General features: G+C 32.8%; 12 protein-coding genes. 1 reads left to right on the top strand and 11 read right to left on the bottom strand.

The annotated features are described in order from the left end of the window. Positions 1-63 precede the first annotated feature (63 nt). The 11 genes from VB796_RS18660 to VB796_RS18610 form a co-directional block, all read right to left on the bottom strand. Positions 64-1,239, bottom strand: coding sequence for an AGE family epimerase/isomerase (locus VB796_RS18660; protein WP_323348101.1), 1,176 nt, complete (start codon positions 1,237-1,239; stop codon positions 64-66). 395 nt (positions 1,240-1,634) lie between these two features. Further along, entirely contained in the window at positions 1,635-2,864 is a 1,230-nt protein-coding gene (locus tag VB796_RS18655) for a glycosidase (RefSeq protein WP_323348100.1), read from the bottom strand. A gap of 39 nt (positions 2,865-2,903) precedes the next feature. Then, positions 2,904-4,730, bottom strand: coding sequence for a sodium:solute symporter family protein (locus tag VB796_RS18650; protein WP_323348099.1), 1,827 nt, complete (start codon positions 4,728-4,730; stop codon positions 2,904-2,906). A gap of 136 nt (positions 4,731-4,866) precedes the next feature. Then, positions 4,867-5,973, bottom strand: a complete 1,107-nt coding sequence (locus VB796_RS18645; RefSeq protein WP_323348098.1) for a glycoside hydrolase family 26 protein — start codon at positions 5,971-5,973, stop codon at positions 4,867-4,869. A 351-nt stretch (positions 5,974-6,324) separates the two neighbouring features. Beyond that, positions 6,325-7,281 carry a hypothetical protein gene (locus VB796_RS18640; RefSeq protein WP_323348097.1) on the bottom strand — a complete coding sequence of 319 codons (957 nt, stop codon included), beginning with the start codon at positions 7,279-7,281 and terminating at the stop codon, positions 6,325-6,327. Between the two features lie 580 nt (positions 7,282-7,861). Further along, positions 7,862-9,586 (bottom strand): IPT/TIG domain-containing protein, encoded by a 1,725-nt coding sequence (locus VB796_RS18635; protein WP_323348096.1) that lies wholly within the window; start codon positions 9,584-9,586, stop codon positions 7,862-7,864. 93 nt (positions 9,587-9,679) lie between these two features. Next, positions 9,680-11,284, bottom strand: coding sequence for a RagB/SusD family nutrient uptake outer membrane protein (locus VB796_RS18630; RefSeq protein WP_323348095.1), 1,605 nt, complete (start codon positions 11,282-11,284; stop codon positions 9,680-9,682). A 68-nt stretch (positions 11,285-11,352) separates the two neighbouring features. Continuing rightward, positions 11,353-14,400 (bottom strand): TonB-dependent receptor, encoded by a 3,048-nt coding sequence (locus VB796_RS18625; protein ID WP_323348094.1) that lies wholly within the window; start codon positions 14,398-14,400, stop codon positions 11,353-11,355. A gap of 1,103 nt (positions 14,401-15,503) precedes the next feature. Continuing rightward, a complete protein-coding gene (locus tag VB796_RS18620; protein WP_323348093.1) occupies positions 15,504-16,487 on the bottom strand; it encodes a replication initiation protein in 984 nt (327 codons plus the stop codon). Between the two features lie 968 nt (positions 16,488-17,455). Next, positions 17,456-18,454, bottom strand: coding sequence for a hypothetical protein (locus tag VB796_RS18615; protein WP_323348092.1), 999 nt, complete (start codon positions 18,452-18,454; stop codon positions 17,456-17,458). 13 nt (positions 18,455-18,467) lie between these two features. Next, on the bottom strand, positions 18,468-19,409 hold the full coding sequence (locus VB796_RS18610; protein WP_323348091.1) for a ParA family protein: 942 nt from the start codon (positions 19,407-19,409) through the stop codon (positions 18,468-18,470). A gap of 287 nt (positions 19,410-19,696) precedes the next feature. Between VB796_RS18610 and VB796_RS18605 the strand changes: the two genes are divergently transcribed. Then, positions 19,697-20,605, top strand: a complete 909-nt coding sequence (locus VB796_RS18605; RefSeq protein ID WP_323348090.1) for an Rpn family recombination-promoting nuclease/putative transposase — start codon at positions 19,697-19,699, stop codon at positions 20,603-20,605. The last annotated feature ends 101 nt before the right edge of the window (positions 20,606-20,706 follow it).

The following is a 20,706-nucleotide window of genomic DNA, read 5'->3' as shown; positions in this document are numbered from 1 at the left end:
TATTCCAAACAAAAAAGCCGAAACCTATCAGACTTCGACTTTCACCACTAACCATTTTTATATTTATAAACGTTCTATAACTTCCATACAAGCTCGAGCATTATGATACGGACATTTCCAAAAACCAGCCTTATCTTGATTTGGCATTGGTATATTTTCAGTACCTTGAGTAGCCCAAAACCACTCCCCAGAACTTGTAATTAGAAATTTTTTAATAAACTCCCAACTTTTAATTGATTGTTTAAGGTATTTGTCATTTTTTGATAGTTGATATGTATTTAGATATCCAACCATTGCTTCAGCCTGCACCCACCAATGCTTATCAGCATCATGGTGTTCACCTTCCGATTCATACGCTAACCCTCCATCCTGAGATAAGCCAATCTGTACAGAATCGGTCATTTTAATGGCAAGCTCATGTACTTTTTTGATAATCTGCTCGTTCGAAATTCTTTCTGCAGCTTCATATAACAACCAAGATGCCTCAATGTCATGTCCGTAAGAGATAATGTCAGATTTTATACTCCAATCATCGTCGAAGAATAACGCTTGATGTCCTGTTTTAGCGTTGATGATATGTTTTAAAAAGACATTTAAAATTTGTTCAAGACTATTGTTTAAGTGTTCATTTTCATAAACACTTTTCAAGTTGGAATAAGCTTCTAAAATATGTAAATGAGTATTCATTGATTTTTTCTCATTCGCATCCTTTTCACTCAGTTTCAAATCTTGAATAGGTTGCCAATTTTCTGCTAAAGCCTCTAAATATCCTCCATAAATTGTATCCAAACTATTTTTTTCTATAATCTCAAATAATTCAATTGCCCAATCAAGTGCATCGTTATTTTGGGTGATTTTATAATATTCACTTAAACCATAAATGGCAAAAGCTTGTCCATAAATTTGCTTTCGAGTATTTAGCGGAAATCCTTGATAATTTACCGACCAGTAAAGCCCACCATTAATTTTATCACGAAAAAAATCTCGTAAATATTGATAAGCACGATGAGCAATTTCAATATATTCAAGCTTTGGATTTTTGCCATAAGCTGCTGAAAAAGTCCATAAAATTCTGGCGTTTAAAACCAATCCTTTTTCAGCTTTGAGTACAACTTCGTCTCTATCGTTAATTTGCCCATAAAAACCGCCAAATTCATTGTCAATTGTATATTTTTTCCAATAATCAAGTATATTTTCTAATTCTTGAGTTACTTCAAATTTGTATTCCTGTGGGGTCATTTTATTAATCTGTATTCGGGGTTTGATATTTATCTGATTGAGATAACCCTCAGAAATTGGCTTACGATTGGATAATGTTAGTCCAAATATAAACCCCGTGTATAATTATAGCGTTAAACGAAGAACTTTGATAAAACATCATAATGAAGCTATTTAAACTTTCGCTACTAATTTAGATTGTCTATTATTTAATGAAGACATTTTTAAATAAACAAATTTTCAAACGATACCTAAAGTTTAAACAGCTCCGATAATCAAATCCCAAATGGATAATAATCTTCATTGTGTTCTGAGAAAATTTACTTTTAGAATTTAGCTTTTGGTCATTTTAATAATCAAGAAGGTCTATAAAACTTCTTAGTTTGATTTTAATTAAGAAGTACGCTTCAATAATTCTATGAAACAGTTACTCCATTTTCTGAAACAAGAATATCCTCAAGCATATATTTTGACTCTGTAAAACTTTCATTATTATCTATGATGTCATAAATAGTTTCAACCGACGTTGCAGAACGAAGTCCATCTGGCGATGTATTCATTACGTAATCAATTAATTGGTCGATAGTAGAAGTGGCAACATGCATACGAGTATCCGAGGACGCATAGTAAATAAAGACCTTTCCATCATCATCTAAAATCCAACCATTAGCAAAAGTTACGTTGGACACATCGCCGACTCTTTCAATCCCTTCTGGAGCAATAAAATAGCCAGCGGGTTTGTAAATTACTTTGGTAAGTTCAGTTAAATCTGTCATAAACATATACAAGACATATCGTAAGCCAGCCGCAGTGTTACGAACACCATGAGCTAAATGCAACCAACCATAAGTCGTTTTTATTGGTGCTGGACCTTGACCATTTTTAACCTCATAAACGGTATGATAATGTTTTTCATCAACAATAAACTCCTTTTCAACTATTGCATTTTCCATTGAATCAGCAAAACCGAATCCTATACCCCCACCCGTTCCTGCCTCAATAAAACCATCTTGAGGACGGGTATAAAAAGCATATTTCCCATTTACAAATTCTGGATGTAATACAACATTTCTTTGCTGAGGAGATGGGGTTTTTAAATCAGGGAGACGCTCCCAATTAATTAAATCTTTAGTACGAGCCATACCTGCTTGAGCTATTGCCGACGATTCATCGCCAATTTTAGCATTAGGGTCTTTTCTTTCAGTACAAAAAAGCCCATAAATCCATCCATCTTCATGAGCCACTAATCGCATATCATAAATATTTCCGTCTGGATTTTCAGTTTCAGGCATACGGATAGGGTACTTCCAAAATCTAAAGTTATCAATACCATTATTACTTTCAGCAATAGCAAAAAACGATTTTCGGTCTAAGCCTTCAACCCTAACAGCAAGGATATATTTGCCATTCCATTTTATTGCTCCCGCATTAAAGGCTGCATTAATCCCAAAACGTTCCATCAAATATGGATTTGTTTCTGGGTTTAGGTCATATCGCCACGCCAATGGTATATGTTGAGCAGTAAGAATTGCGTTTTCGTAGCGGTCATAAATACCGTTTCCTAATGAAACTTTTTGATTAGGTTTAGTAATTAATGATTCAAAATTAGTTTCTAATTTTTGTAGTCTTTGTTTAAAAATACTCATAACTTAATTAATGCGTTTAAGGTTTTATACAGAATTTAATTAATGTTTAGGTAATTTAATATACCATGTTTTCCAAAGAATTAACGAACAAATAGCTAATATGCCCGCAGACACTCCAATATGTAAAGGCATCATTAAAACGATGTAAACGGGTAAAGCTGTAATTGAAGTTTGTGCTATTGTTCCTACCAATACATTAAACATATCAGACTTGAATTCACGATTTGGCTCAAAATTTGGTTCATCTATTTTCACTAAATCCTCAATTGGTTTCCAAAACCCCCATGGACGGATATTTTTATAAAATTCCTTTAATACCTCAATATCTGTTGCAGGGGTTAACAATGCTCCTAAGATTGCACCTATTCCAGAAAGTAAAAGAATAATAGGAAAATAATATAATGGTAAAGCTTCTGGAAAAATAGTTGGTAAAATCATGGCAGAAGCAATTCCTGCAAACATCCCCCAGAAAAAACCATAACTATTAAATCGCCACCAGTGCCATTTAAGCACATTTGCAGAAATATATCCTCCATAAAGTGCTGATACAATCCATTGCAAAATACTATTAACATCTTTAGCCAAGAAGCCTAACATGATACTAATAAATACCACTGATAGACCTGTTAAATAATTCATTTTGGAAATCTGACTATTTGAAGCCTTGGGGTTGATAGACTTTAGATAAATATCATTCACCATATATGCTTGAGCAGCGTTGAATGTTCCTGCAAATGTCCCCATAAATGCCCCCATTAATCCAACCAAGATAAGTCCTAAAAGCCCTGATGGAATGAATGTATTTAGAGCTGCAGGCAAAATTCGTTCAAAATCAGCTCCTGTTGCAGTAGAAATATCAATGTCCTTAAAAAATAATAAACCCAAAATCGCAATTCCGATAATTAATAAATAGCGAGTGGGCAACAATACTACATTTACAATCATACTCATTAAGGCAGCTTCTCTTGGAGATTTGGTAGATAGAATTTTTTGCATATCATAATTCGGTGCTGGCCCTGCTAAACTTGCTAAAATACCTTTTGCTGTCATGAGTGCGAAGAAATATCCAAACGGAGAAAAGCCGTCATTATTGATTTTTGCATTAGCATCTTTAATGATACCAGACCAATCTAAATTTAAGTCTCTGCCAAAGAAAATATCATCCCAACCTTGGGGTACTATTAATTGATGTGATGCCAAAGCCTGCATAGCTATTATTGCCACTGCGATTGACACAAAAACCATAATAACATAATGTATCAAATCTGCCCAAACGATACTTTTCATTCCTCCTAAAAGCGAATAAAAAACTGTAAATAATGTAAAAATTATTCCGTAAAAATGAGCTACATATTCTGGAGCAATGTTTAAAGGAATATAGTTTTTGACAATTTCCCAAGGAATAAAAATTTCAATGAACTTCCCTAATCCAATAAAACCATAAGCCATAAAACCTAAGCAACATAGGAGAGCAAAAGCAATAATTATTTTATGTGATAGTTGAGCATCCTTTTTTGTCCCAAACCTCGTTAACATCCATTCTGCACCTGTTGAAACATTAGAACGGCGTAGCCAAACTGACATATAAACCATCATAAATATTTGGTTAAATACGGGCCAAAGCCAAGGAAGCCAAATACTTTTCACACCGTAAACGAACATAATTCCAACCATCCATGCAGTTCCAGAAATATCAAACATACCAGATGCATTAGATACACCTAACATCCAATATGGCATGGAATTTCCACCTAATAAATAATCTTTATTGCTTTTTTGGGCTTGTTTTTTCAGTACAACTCCAATGACTGAAACCAGCACTAAATAGGAAATAATGACAATAAAATCTAATAATTGAATCTTCATAAGTGGTATGGGTTTGGGGATTTATAAAAGCTAATAAAAATGTTTAGATTTTTATTATTGAAAGGTTATTATCACATTGGAGGTATCATAAATGAAAACTTCTATGATACCTTTGTGACTTATGTTCTTTCCAGAGCTAATTATAAAGTTTAGAGGTTTTAATTTTTTGACCTAAATATACTTTAGGGTTTTTTGTGAATTTCTTAAAGTTGTTCGCACTAATTTGTTGAGGATATGGAGCGTAATAGTGGTCAGGTCTTCCATTTCTCCAAACTAAAACATAAGATATCTTGTGATTGTTGATACCTTTAAGCAAAATGTTAGTCCACCATTTTGATTCTGATATTGTCTCTAACCCTGTCTCTGTAATAGCGGTAATCTTCTTATATTTTTTGCCATAGTTACCGATAGTTGATAACATTCGTCTTAAATCACTAATAAATTGTTTGTTACTTAATGGGGCATTTTTTTGATAACTGTCAAAACCTAATATATCCACAAAGTCATTTCCTGGATAACGTTCTAAGTAGTCAGTTTCATCAAGAAAGTTATCTGTCGAATATGCATATACTACATTGTGGACACCCTGAGAAGACATATATTTTACCAAATCTTGATACAATTGCTTGTATTCCTCTGGACTACAATGGTTTTTGCCCCACCAGAACCAGCTTCCGTTATGTTCGTGAAATGGTCTGAAAATTATTGGAATTGGGTTACCATTTTCATCTTTCAGACTCTTGAAAAATACCGCTACCTTATTCAACCAAGATTGATACAATGAATATTTATCTCCATTAATCAATATATGTTTCACTACTGAGTCAACATCCCAAGCGGTTTTCCCATTGTATGGATTTCGTAAATGCCAAGTCATTGTATTTACCCCTCCTTGAGCGTGAACATCCTGAATATATTTTTTAATTTTTTCGAAAGAAACACCATCTAAATTTTTTGAACTATCTAATTCTATATGCCCTAAATCCCACCCAAATACAGCAGGATATTGTCCAGTAACTCGTTTGACATCTGATTCTCCTTCAACTTCTTTCCAACCGATACCATAAGCTAAGTCATCTTGATGTCCAAACATAAATCCTTTTTGAGTTTGGCGAACGAGATTTTTATAGAATATTTTTGTTTGAGGAGTTGCAAATTTATCAATAGGTGAATACTGTGCATTCAGTGTTATTACCATCATTAATAGCAAAAATAGTAATTGATATTTTATATATATTTTCATTTATGACATCCCTATTTTTTTAAATAAAGGATAATACAAAATTGACACTTTTTATGGTCTCTTTAATAATACTTTTTTATCTAATCCTTGTCTAAATTCTACCTTAATATGTTTTTTATTGATTTATGATGCACAATTACATCTAAGTTTTAATACTTTTTTTAAATACTTCATAAAGTGTATTTTCTTGTGTTTGGAATATTACCCATAGATTATACTATTCAAGCTTTAAAGCTATTATTTTGGTATAAAATTTATTTAATATTTTGCTCAGTTGTCTTTATCTTAAAACAAAAAACTCTCTAATATGGCAAAGCCATTTAGAGAGTGAAAAACCCAAAATTTATCCGTTTACAATAAATTGTAAACTGTATTAAAGTAAGTAGACTTTGAGTATGTTTTAGGACTACCAGCAGTATAAGCTTGGAATTGAGGAGTAATCATATTCATTCCTATTCCGTCTCCTGCCCAAGCCCATCCCAGAACTGTCCATCCTTTACTTTTCGCATAATTTGTTATTGCATACCAATCCGCTCCTGAGCCTCCTATTGGTCCAAACTCTCCAATTATACATACTCTTCCTGAAGAAGCCAAATCATCTATATCAGAGGTATTCATATAGCGTCCTTTTCCTTGATTATATGCACCAGGATAAATATGAGCTGACAAAATAATGTTGGTATCATTGATTTTTGTTCCATTGGTTCCCTTTACTGCTGCAGCGGCAGTTGCTGTTTCTTGTCCCCAACCTGGGATATCAATAATTATTCTACCTGAATAAACAGTACGTACAATACTGATTGCTGTATTATATGCTGAAGCATAAGCATTAGATGTTATGTTATGACTTCCCCATTCATTGGTAAGATTAATAACAAAATTTCCCCCTAAGGTTTTGTAATTGGTTTTCCACCAGTTAGCTGCCGCTGTTAATTCTGAGGTATTATCTGAACCTAAAACAGTTGATTTGTGATAAGTAGCAATCACGGTATAACCATTTGCTTTAGCTTCAGCAATCCATCTTTTAGCATTCGTTACCTGATTGGGTTCAATTTCAATTCTTACGGTTTTAATCTTGGTATTAGCTTTCATTAAATTCCAACCTAAGTCACAATTACCTCCGTTATAATAAGATGGCTGAAGATTTACACCATTTCCATAGATACCTTCTTCATTAACAACGGTATTGATGTTATTGGTGTTTTTAGGTTCAGTTGAAATGTCTTCTGAACAACTTGTGAAAAAAAAGGACATTGATGTTCCGACAAATAAACATAATGTTCTTACTAAAGTCTTTTGAGTTAGCATAATAAATTGTTTTTAAAATTGAGATATTGTTTTTTTGAGCTCAGTACAAAGTAAGACATTTCTCAAACATGACATATAATACAATATTATCCATTTATAATACAATTTATGGCAAGTGATACTATTATACCTTTTTATGATACTGAGATTATATTTTAAGTAAAAAATTAAATATTGAAACACTGAGAATCCATTTAAATAATTTATTTTTTATTTAAATAATATTTTTATCGTTAATGTATATTTTTGTATAGTTATGAGCATGTAGATTTTCCTCCTACTTTCAACTGATTAACTCACATGGACACATAAAAAAAGTCGGAATCAAAATGATTCCGACTTTTGCATCAATCCCTTGGTTTTATTTACTTTATATTATTCACAAAATAAACTGTCATTTACTTTCATTTTTCAATAAAAAAATGGAAGTCTCCAAGTGAGCGAAATATCCCATTCTAAATATCAACATTAACTAATACTATTTTATCATTTTCTATAATAAAATCCTTATCCATTTACGATTCAAATTGTGTTATTTCAATAATATAATAATCCATTAGTAATGATAATAAAGTAAGTATTAGAATACTGGTCCATCTGAGAGCGTCACTTCATCTATATTAATTTCGTATTTCCCTGATATATTTCCCGTTGAAAAACCAAATTTAAAATAATCAAACGTCCCCTTTACATCAAATTTACCAGTACCACCCCAAACACCCCAACCAAGAGTTGCGAGTGGTAAACTATATCGCTTCCATTGACCTTTTGTTTCGAGGTAGTAATTGTCGATGTCAACACTTGCTCCAAATTTTGTATCCTTTTGGAATGTCTCGATTTGGAAGAATCCTTTTTCATTTCCTGTATTTACCCAAATATTGATATGAGGGTTTTTCATTGCAGATAGTGAATATGGTCCAGTTGAGCTAATATCGCCTGTCCAATCCCAATTACTAACACCACTTTTAGTAAGAGTTAGATACTTATCTCCTGAAATAGTTGCATTTGTATTAATTTTTGAGGTTGCGGAGCCGCTATAAGGGTTCACCCCATTTTCAAAATCAAAAAGATTAGCTACAGGTAAAGATTTGCCATCAGTTACCATAATTTGGTCTAAATTTAATTCAAACACCTTACTACCATTTGAGCCTCCGTTCCCCTGTTTAAAAGTAAATGCGATATTTTCTATCTTCCCTTTTGGATTAAAAACTAATTTTCCATTTGAAGAGCCCCACCAGTTTTCCCACGGAAAGTTTTTCAAACTGATACTTCTCCACTCCCAACCTTTAGTTACAGGAAAAGTATAATCATCTTCAGGGCTACTTGAACTCGCACCCGTAAAGTGTCCACCACCTTTAACACCATTTTGTTGGATTTCTAACTGAAAATATCCTCTTTGTCCATTTGTGTTTACCATAAATGTTAAATGCGGGTCATGGAAATCTGAAATATTAATATCCTTAAATGACATCGAACCTAAGTCACTTGTCCAACCATCTGCATCATTCGTTTTTACGGTTAAATATTTTTCACCTCTTCCTTTTGTTATTTTACTTAAATTAATACCAGATTGGGCGATTTTTGTACCACCAACATAGTTATTGAGACCATTCTCATAATCAGCAAGTATTACTGGAGCTTCTGGAATGAATGCTGTATTAGCGGGGTCAAATTCCTTTACATCTAATGCTGGAGATACATTATTTGTTAAATCCCCAAATGCCTTAGATACTTTAATTGTTAGTTTTGTACCTACTTTCAGAGCGAGGTTTGTAGTCGGGAATACAGCCTGTGTTGTACTTAGACTACTTGCATTAGCAACAATTTTGAACGCCCCTACCTCAATTTCTTTTATCAAATCCATATTATCACCTCTTAGTATAATATCTTGAGTTTGAGTTATTTCTGTGGGCCATTTTGTAACACTTGTCGCTGGGTATTTGGGTGTGTAAACTTGTCCACTGCTTGTTGATTTTTCAAAAGCAGTAGATAAATTAATCACGCCCGCCGAAAATCTTCGAGGAAGTTTAATTTTTACACTTGAGGCTGATTTTGCAATAATTTCAGCACTAACTTTTTCAGCTCCAATTGTTACTGAATTTGTTTTATCGAGATTTTCCCCTGAAATAGTTATTTCACTACCTACAAGGGCATTGTTTGGCGTAAAACCAACAATTACCGGTAAAGGATAAGGAATATCAAACCCTTCTCCAAACATTTTTTCTTTTTCGCACGCTGTTAAGAATGCTGCACCTGTCAGCAAACTTAAAGAGATTGATAAGACAAGTTTTATATTACGTTTCATGTTATCTTCTTTTTGATTTTTATTAAACATTCTATGTAAACTACTGATAATATTTGGAAGGTAATCTTAAATAAAAACTCCTTCCAAATCTTATTAATAGTTAGGGTTTTGTTCTAATCCCCACGATTGTACATCATTTACAGGAATTGGTAATACTGGAATACTATTCACAGAACCAACTATTGAGTGTGATTGACAAGCAGCTTTCACTTTTGCATTTAGAGAGTTATAATATCTGCCAGTACGAACTAAATCCCAGAATCGTAGTTGTTCCATTCCTAACTCCACTCTACGTTCATGCCAAATCGCCGTCATAAGAGCTTGTCCAGTTAATGACGATGAAACTGCTGGTAATGCTGTTGTTGGAGTATTAGCACTCTCATAGGTCATTGTACCTTCAACTGAACCTAATGATTTGGTTGATTTTCTCGCTCTATCACGAATTTGATTTAAGATTGCAATTGCTTCACTTGCTTTTCCTGTATTGGCAGCCGCTTCAGCATTCATCAATAAAATATCGGAATACCTCATTTTACGAATATTTTGTCCCGATGCTTTAGGTCCAGCGGGCTTTAAAAGTGCTGCTTTTCTATTCAAATATCCAGTTGCATTTTGTTCTGGATATTTTATTACTTGTTTTACTCCTAAAATCACATCATCATTACCATACAAAGTATTTCCTTTTCTTGGGTCATTTGGTTCAAATTCGGCAGCTAAACTTTGTGTAGGATTATTGAATCCCCATCCCCAAGTAGCACGGTTATTTTGAATGATGTTATTGGTAACTCCAGTCTTATTTGCATTTCCGCCCCACTCTTCGGTAGAAAATTCACTCGCTTGTACTTCAAAAACAGATTCTGAGCTATTTTCACCGACAAAGTCAAAAATTTCCGCATAATTATTCACAAGAGAATATTGCCCTGAATTCATAATATCCTTCGTTAAAGTGTAAACTTCATCCCACTTATGCCCATTTTTATTATCAGTACCAATTTGATACATAATTGCTCTGGCTAAATATCCTCTTGCTGCTCCTTTTGTGGCACGCCCTGCGTCAGTAGTTGCATAAGAACCTTTTTCAGGTAATAAACTAATCGCTTCTTTTAAATCAGCTTCAATAAAAGTGTATGTCTCTGAGAGAGAAGCTCTTTTAGATGTATTATATTGGTCAGGCGTGACAGCAGAAGTAAATAAAGGAACACCCCCAAATAAACGTGCTAAATAAAAGTAATAATAAGCTCTTAAAAATTTAGCTTCACCTTTTACTCTATTCAACAAATCAGGATTTAAACCAGATTTATCAATGTTTTGGAGTACGAAATTACTACGAAAAACTCCTACCCATAAATTCCCCCATACACCTGTAACAGGCCCATTGCTTGAAGTTGTTCTCCATTCCTTAAGTTCCTGAATTGCATCAAAATCGGAAGGTGTACTACCTTTTTCAGCATCATCAGACAAGACATCTCCCCACATCCATTCGTAATTGTGAGGTAAATAATTACCTTGTCCATCCACTCCTTCGTCGTATTGGAGAACGTCATAGGCAGCATTCACAGCAGCAATTGCATTATTAGGGTCTTTCAAAAAGTTTAAATCTGTTTCTCTTCCAAGTGGTTCTTTTTCAAGGAAGTCAGTACAACTTTGTAAGAAAAATACAATGGTTGTAGTGAAGATTAACATTACATATTTTTTCATTTTGTATTAAAATTTAATATTTTAAGATTACGAACAACTTAATATTTTACAATTGATTCTTTTCTTTCTTAAAAGTTAAGATTTAAACCTACTCTATAACTTTTAGGTTGAGGGTACGAAACTAAGTCTACACCTAAAGCAAGTGGGCTACCATTTAATTGAGAAACCTCTGGGTCAAAACCTGGATATTTAGTTATTGTCATTAAATTATCTGCTGAGACATATACTCTTAAGCCACTCACTTTAATTTTTGAAAGCAATGAGGAAGGAAGAGTATATCCTAATGTAACATTTTTGATACGTGTATAACTCCCATCATATACGTTACGGTCGCTGAAGCGGGTATTTTGATTTGGGTCTCTTGCTGTCATACGTGGCTCATTCGAAGTTGTATTAGTTGGTGTCCATCTGTCCAAACGACTTTTCAATGAATTTGTCTCACCATTTGAGCTTTTCAACCAGTGGTCTAACCCTCCAACGATTTCTGTACCCTGTACACTCTGAACGAAAACACTTACATCAAATCCTTTATAATTTGCCCCTAAGTTCACTCCAAATGAGAAATCAGGAGTTGCACTCCCGAGATAGGTACGGTCTGCGTCATCAATCTTTCCATCATTATTAATATCAACAAACTTTACATCGCCCAAAGCTGCATTGGGTTGAATTGCTGCGTGAGAATCTAATTCTTCTTTAGAATTAAAAATTCCATCTGTTTTAAGTCCATGAAAGGTTGCAATTTCTCTTCCAACCAAAGTAAGTGTTGTTGGAGCTAAGCCAATAGATACGCCACCAGCTAATGGAGTTCCACCACCCAATGAAGTAACCTCATTGGTAATTTTGGTAAAATTCATATTTACATTATATCCCAAATCTCCAATCTTATCATTATATCCTAAAGCGAATTCAAAGCCCTTATTTTCGACACTTCCTACATTTACATCAGTTGTAGCAAGTCCTGCAAAAACAGGCAAAGGAGCTCTTACAATCATATCAGAAGTTTTCTTGATAAAATAATCTGCAGTAATGCTTAATTTATTATTCAATAGGCCTGCATCAAAACCAATATTTGTACTGGTTGTCGTTTCCCATTTAATATTAGGGTTTGTAGCTTGTGTCTGCACTGCACCGAAAACTTGTTGGTCACCAAAAATCACAGCATACCCTGGGACAATTTTAGTTACATACCCATAGTTTTGTGCGGCGTTTTGGTTACCAACCTGTCCCCACCCTGCACGTAGTTTTAATTGGCTGACTGCGGTTAAATTTTTCATAAAATTAAATTCATGTAGGTTTACTGCCGCCGCAAATGAAGGGAATGTTCCCCAACGATTTGCTGGAAGAAAGCGTGAAGAACCATCTCGTCTTAGTGTACCAGTTAACAATAACATATTTTTGAAGTTATAGTTAAATCGTCCAAAATATGACAATAGTGACTCATCACTGGCATCACTTCCAATTCTTGGAGTAGCGTTTTTAGAACTCCCCACATACCATTGACTTGGGTCATTGGGTACGTCAAATACTGTGATTCTTGTTTCATCGGATTTACTCTGTTGAATTTCCACTCCAGCCACAGCAGTGATAGAATGGTCTAATCCCAATTTATTGGAATAGGTTGCATAATTTGAAGAAATCCAACCAAAACTCTCTCTTCTGTTATCAGTTAAAGTGCTAAGAGTTCGGTTATCATCTGGGGCTAAATAGTATGTTCCAAAGTACCCTTTAGATTGTGAGTTTTTAATGTTTGCACCATATTGAGTCCTAATACTCAATTGTTTTGTCAATTTAAAATCTAAGAAAGCATTGACATTCAGAAGTTTATCATAATTTTTATTGTTTTTGTATTCATCAACAACACGTGCTGGATTACCAGACCCACCACCATTAATTACAGGTGTTCCCCAATAATTTGTATTTGGGTCAAATGCAGGTGTTAACGGAACTGTGGTTACTGAACTTGGAATGATACCTCCATATTGAGCTCCATTATAAGAAGTCTTATCTTGAATTAGATAAGCCGCTGAAAGACCTCCATCAATCCATTTTGACACTTGAAAATCATTATTAAATCTGATAAATGATTTTACAAGCGGCGAATTTTTCACAATCCCCGTTTGGTCAAAATGTGTTCCTGTTAAACTATACTTATGTTTTTCATTACCTCCAGAGATATTGACGCTGTAATTTTGAACGATGGCAGTTTGAAAAATTTCGTTTAGCCAGTTAGTCCCTTTATAATTGCCATCTTTAACAAAATTTAGAACCGTTGATAAATTTGATGCAGGGTCAAGTGTTGTTCCATCATTTGCAAACGCTTCTAATCGTAATGTTGCAAATTCAGACGCATTAGTAAGCTCAACTTGTTTATTTAATTTTTGAATACCTACATAAGATTCAAACGAAATTTTAGTATCCCCTGTTTTTCCTCGTTTGGTTGTAATCACAACAACTCCATTTGCTCCTCTTGAACCATAAATTGCCGTTGCAGAAGCATCCTTAAGAATTTCCATTGATTGAATATCTCCAGGTGCTAAAAAAGAAATATCTCCAGTTTGAAAACCATCAACCACATAAAGAGGGTCTGAGTTATTTATTGTTCCTACCCCTCTAATTCTAATACGAGTACCAGCTCCAGGCTCTCCAGAATTACTAACTATATCCACACCAGCAACCCTTCCTTGCAATGCTTGAACTGGGTCAGCAGTAGCAATTTTTGTGATAACGTCAGCCTTTACTGAACCAACCGAACCTGTTAAATCACTTTTTCTTACAGTACCGTAACCAACAACAATTACCTCTTCAAGATTCTTATTGTCTTGGGTTAAAGCAATATTAATAATAGAACGATTTAACACTGACTGCTTCAATGTTTGCATACCAACAAATGAATAAGAAAGTATAGTAACAGATGAAGGAATGCTAATACTATATAGCCCTTTACCGTCGGTCGAGGTTCCAATTTTGGTACCTTCTGCCAAAACAGCAACACCAGGAAGGATCACGCCGTTTTCATCCGTTACTTTCCCCGTTATTGTCCGCTGTTGAGCGAATAAGACATTTCCACAGAGTAGTAGAACTCCCCAAAGAAAAATTTTAGTAATGTAAATTTTCATACGACTAATTTTATGTTTGAAATTAATTGTACAAAATTGATATATTTTTGAAGTAAAATGATAATACTATTTTATCATTTATTGAAACAAAAATCACTAATACACCTTTAAAATTTATGAATCTTCAAATTATAAAAGAAATAAGACTCATTTTTAACTGAATTATGAATCGGAACTTATGAAGTGGTTCGAGAATTTGAAATTGAAGTAATTGTTGATAATGGACAGCTTTTTGAATGCAGTAATGATTATAAAAGTTGAAAATTCTGTGAGATTGGTGACGATTTTTGTACTTTCTTCTAATTCTCCCCATTTTGATTTGATTAAAGAGAATTATGAACTTTTTATCGACGATAAACGCTAAAATCTTTTACTTTTTTCATTTCTGATAATCAAGCTGGTATTTTAACAGTTAGTTTTCTAAATGGCAAAGTTCTGAGATTAGAAAAAAAACTGCCGATGTGGGCTATAAAACAGCTTTTGAAGAGCGTGTTGAATCTAACCAAAATAATCGTTGGTAAGTTGAAAGGTATTTTGGCTGGTTCAATTCAATCTGGAGTGTTCCGCTTTAGGCGAAGATTATTCGGAGATGTCAGTAAAACAGTATTTTCTGCTTAAGCTATGATACAAATTGCTTTTATATCTATAATAATCAGCAGATTATGATTCTAAAACAAACTTTAAGATGTAACGCCTTTGTTTTTGAGTAATTAAATCAGCATTTTACCTTCGCAAGCCATCGGACTCTGTTAAAAGTATCATGGGAAGGTATGTCACGAGGTAATTCTAAAAATATCCGAAGAAATGACTCTTTTGAGTAACATAAAGTGCATTATCTTCAAAATCTTCTGCTTCGTACAAACGCATATCGATACTACTAAAATACTTATAAATTTTCGATTCGGCGACCTGATTTACGTCGATTTATCCGAAAGTTTGGGGAATATTGCAGTTCCTCCTACAAAGTTCCTAATTTTAAAAATAAGCCTTATTTTTAAATGCTTTTAATCTGAATAACCATGAAACAAATAAAATAAAAAATTCGAATAGCTCTATTTTTAATACAGTCCCACGCTTCTGTCTCAGACGTGAGACTCTTTTATTTATGCCTTTTTCCTCAATAAATTTAAACAAGTTAAAATATAAGCAGTTTTATTCTTCACATTCGAATGTAGCCCATTTTCAAATTCGATATGTAATGTGATGAATTTATCCAAAATATCCTTGTCTTCCAGAATCATTTTTTTGTGATTAGCTCTAAAATGATATTGTTTATCTATAATTATTTCTACTTGATGTAATACTACATTTGGGTTTATTGATACTGCCTCTAAAAATTCATTTTTTTCAAGCTCGCTATTTGTAAAAGCGGTGTGTATCGTGAAATATATTTTTTCTACTCCTCTTTGTTTGTTGCCAGTATTGTAGTCGAACTGGATATTATCAATATTCAATTCGGTTATTTCTTTATGTGCTTTTGAAAGAACATTGATGTTAAAATCATAGAAATTAGTATATTTTTTCTCATCAACTTGTAACAGCTTTTTCAGCTCAGCAATTGTATAGGCGAATGTTAGCCGTTTTTGACCGATGTGCATCCGTAAAATCCTGTATAATGTACTCGAATATACATACTTAAATGATTGTATTTTTTCTAAGTTATATCGTGCATATTGCTTTTTAAAGTCTTTTAAATATTTGCCAATCGCATGGTTAGTCTCAAACTCTAAAAAGCCATTTTGGTAACTTATACGAGAAAATATGGTTATATGCTCATATTCAATTTCTGGTCTATTAAAATCTAAAAATGTAATAGACTTCTCCATCATTGATTTTGTTACCGATAGCGACTGCTGAATTGTAAGATATTTTACAATTTCACTACGAGGAATTGTTATGATGATAGACGTGTTGTCGTCAGCATTAGACAGAGCTTCATAATCTATCTGATTTACAAATAGTTCAAATAATTTCTGTTCTATACGTTTGTATGGAATTGTAGAAACTACAAATTTATTTGATATATAATTGTCTGTCCTGCTATGTTTGAATGGGAAAACAAGGCTATTATTCGATGGTATTCTCATATTGTCAATATTGTTTAGAAGTAGCGTAGATTTTGATGTTTAAAATTATAAAAAACTCGCATTAATTCATGAAAAACTCGTATTAAAAGTATTATAATTCATAAAAAACTCGCATTAATTCATAAAAAACTCGTATTAAATAATATAAAATACTGACTGTCAGTCAGTTATATGCGTCCTAAATCAATCAAATATTATTGATAAATCTAAAAATCAGTTAAAAATTACTAAAAATAAAAGTATTTGCACTACTTTTTGCTAAAGATAGCTTCTATTAAGACTTATTACCTTTTCAGTTTATAAAAAGTAGTTTTCATAAAAAACTCGCATTATTGTGTAATTTTCTCATTATCAGTAAATTACACAATATATGAATTACTAATGAATACGAATAGAAAATACGGATATTAGATAATTTTTAGATATTTATTTGATTATCAGGATATTACGATTTATAAAAAACTCGCATTAGCTAAAAATGCTTATGGTTTTAATTTATAAAAAACTCGTATTAGTATTCGACACTTATTTAATTCGACATTCATTCATATTTGATAAATCATTGATTATCAGCATTTTAAGTTATTTGAAGCCATTATAGCACATTCTGCGGCATAATCAATAATAAACTTGTATGGGCTAAAATCCCTTATGGCTATTATTCATAAAAAACTCGTATTGTGGTTTAATGTGTTGATTTTTAGATAGTTGTGTTTTTAAAAATGATTTTTAGCAGAAGTTTCATGTTAGTTATTCATAAAAAACTCGTATTGGCTTAATTCATTCATATTTAAAAGTAAAACCTGACAATAGTATTATGATGTAAATATCTCATTATTAAAAACTTAGACTCTTAGGTGATTCATAAAAAACTCGTATTAACTTTTTAGACTATGGGTTGTCGCAGACCATTATTTAATCAATAAATCTATTATGGGAAAGGATATGATAAAACACCAGTTTTCATTTTATGAAAGTCTATTGATAAGCCTAATAATTTCTTCACAGACTTCCTTCCTTCTATCTACATCTTTTAATTTTTTCACTAATGAATTTATCTCTCCAATGATTAATTCTTCTGGGTTATTATTTGTAATTGCCTTTTGTTTTTCTACATCCGTAGAATTGAACCCTAAAACCTGTTCAAGCTCTTCAATGGAATCTATTTTATTTTCTGAAAGGTCTTTTTTAGATAATTGCTGAATATACTTTTTATTGATTTTTAGTTTACCAGAAAGCACTTGTGTTTTGAAATTTGGTGTAAGTTTTTCAAGTCCTTCAGCAAACTCAGCATCACGTTTAATTGTAGCTTGACCTACATTAAATTGAGTTGCGAGTAATTCAGCAGTATTTACTTTTTTATCTCTTGAGCCATAAGTATCATTTTGAGCTATATGCTCTTCTCCGCCTCCAATAGCATAAGTATCATTTTGAGCTATATGCTCTTCTCTGCCTCCAATAGCATAAGTATCATTTTGAGCTATATGCTCTTCTCTACTATATTTACCTTTGTCTTGCTTCAGATGAATATATTTCATTCCTCTCAAATAAGATATTTGCTCAGTACCTAAATTTCTCCTACCTAACTGATTATCAATCATAAAACTTCTAATTTCTTCAAGAGTTTTGTAATTGACTAAGTGAATTGTGAAGTCGATGTTATTCTTAGTGCAGATTTTATAACGGTTATGTCCATCAATTAACACAAATATTGGTTTGGTAGAGTCAGACTTATCGATTGGCTCTACAATTTGCTCCGTGGTTGGCCAAACGAGTAATGCTTCTCTGCAACCATCTTTTATAATGTTAGCTTCTAATTGAGCTAATTCGTCACCAAGTAAGGGTGGTATCAAAGATTCTAACGCTGGAATTATTGTGATATTTTTTTTAATTTCCTCATGCTGAACAAATGTAGAGTGTTGAAATACTTTTTGTTCGCCTAAAGATGATTGATATTTTTTTGCCATCGTATGTATGATTTTATGCCATTATTTCTTTTGCAAGACTCATGTAATCTTTTGCTCCATTTGAATTTGAGTCATATTCAAAAATATCAATTTGAGAAATTTGAGACTCTTTCAAAGCAACGTTCATCCTGATTTGTGTTTTAAAAACTCTGAAAGGATTTAATTGTTGATGAACTTGTTCTATAATATCACGATGGATATTTAGACGCTGGTCAACCATAGTAAGAAGAACGCCCTCGATATGTAAATTGGTGTTAAGTCTTTTTTGAACTTGGAAAATATGGTCAAATAATCCTTTTACACCTTTTAAAGCAGCAATCTCTGGCTGTAAAGTAACTAAGCATGAATTAGCTGCAATTAATGCACTGGTAGTAAAGACATTTAGAGCAGGAGGACAGTCTATCAAAATATAATCGTATTGACTCAATTTTGACTCAATAGCTCGTTGCAATTGTAGTTCGCTTAAAACCATTCGAATCATTTCTATTTCTCTACTGGCAAGACTTAAATCGCTCGGAGAAAGGTCGAAATTTTCACTGATTGGATAAATCGGTAAAGGTTCATCATCAATAATGGCATGAAGGACTTGTTTATCAGGATTATCAACTCCTAATGCCTGAGATAAATTTCCTTGAGAATCTATATCAATCACTAAAACTTTATGTCCAGATAAAACTAAGGCTTTACCTAAATTTAGTGTTGTAGTTGTCTTTCCAACGCCTCCTTTATGATTTACGATGGCAATAACTTTTGCTTTGGATTGGAAAAACTCCTTCCAGCCGTAGCCAACTAAAACAGGATATAACTTGGTAAGATGGTCTTGATTAAGTTCTCGTTCTCCACTCAAAGATTTAGAAAGCATACCTTTGGGTATTTGTGCCTCTTTTTCAACTTTTGAAAGTGTCAAACCATCTTTATTCGTAAGGAAGGTAAGGACTTGTGCGTTTGTAATCATCTGAAAAGAAAATGGATTTATATTTATACAAATATAAACGTTTTGTACACAAATGAAGACAAAAATAGTTTAAAATCTATAATTTTATCCAAATTCAAAGAAATAGTGTCATTGAAGTATCATTCTGTGCATTCCATCTGATGAAGAGTTAGCATTCGAGAAGTGACTTTTTTTAATGTTAAAACGGACGGTTCTTAATTGTAACTCAAAGACGACAATCGTAATATATTTATCTCTTTAGAGTATCTTTGTATTATTGAATTTATGAGTGCTTTCTAAATTATTTCATGGCCAATATTACCAATCCTCACGATAAATTTTTCAGAACATCTTTCTCTCGATTAGATGTCGTTCGAAGTTTTATTGAGGAAGTATTACCAAAACAGTATAGGGACAGAATCAATCTTGATTCGCTTCGATTGTCGAGTTCATCCTTTATTGATGAAGAACTTTCAGAACATTTGGCAGATTTGGTTTATCATGCAGAATATGCGGGTGAACCTGCCAAGATTTCGTTATTGTTTGAACATAAGTCGTATCAGGAGGATTTTCCAGAATTGCAGTTACTTCAATACATGAACAACGCTTATAGAGAAGAAAGGATACAAAAAAAAGACAAAAAAACGAAGAAATCTACTGTGGTAATTCCGATTGTTATTCATCATGGAATTAGTGCTTGGAAAAAAGTTTCGATGAGAAAACAATTTGGTAATCCTCATGAAGATTTATTGAAATTTTTACCTGAGTTTGATTATTTACTCTTTTCGCTCAATGATTTTGAAGACGAGCAAATTGCTAATTTTAAAAATACGTTTCTTTCAACTACGGCAATGCTTTTAAAACATAGCCGTGATGAGAAGGACAAATTGTTAGCAATTGAATCATTTTTGATTGAAAAATTAAGATTGTTAGAATCCTATAACGAAAACGACTTTATAAGTGCCGTTTTTTATTATTTGCACAGTACATCGAACTTGACATCAAATGAAATCGTTATTATATTTACCAAAGTTTCAACTATTGTAACCAATATTGCTATGACAGCGACAGAACAACTTAAAGAAGAAACAATTTCTAATGTTATCAGAAATCTGATTCAAAATGGAGCTTCGATGGAATTGATTTCTAAGTCTTTTGGATTATCATTTCAAAAAATTGAAGAGATAATTCAAAAAATGAAAAATTCTTCTAACTGAAAAGTATTTTTTGATTAGAAGAGAATAACTTCAACTATTTTCAATTATACTAAAGTCGCATTCAAAACGCTGTTTCGACGAATTTAACTCCTATTACGATT

Source organism: Arcicella sp. LKC2W (genome assembly GCF_034931005.1).
In the GTDB taxonomy this organism is placed as follows: domain Bacteria; phylum Bacteroidota; class Bacteroidia; order Cytophagales; family Spirosomataceae; genus Arcicella.
The sequence above is the reverse complement of the archived record's forward strand: the minus strand, read 5'-3'. Positions and strand labels throughout refer to the sequence as shown.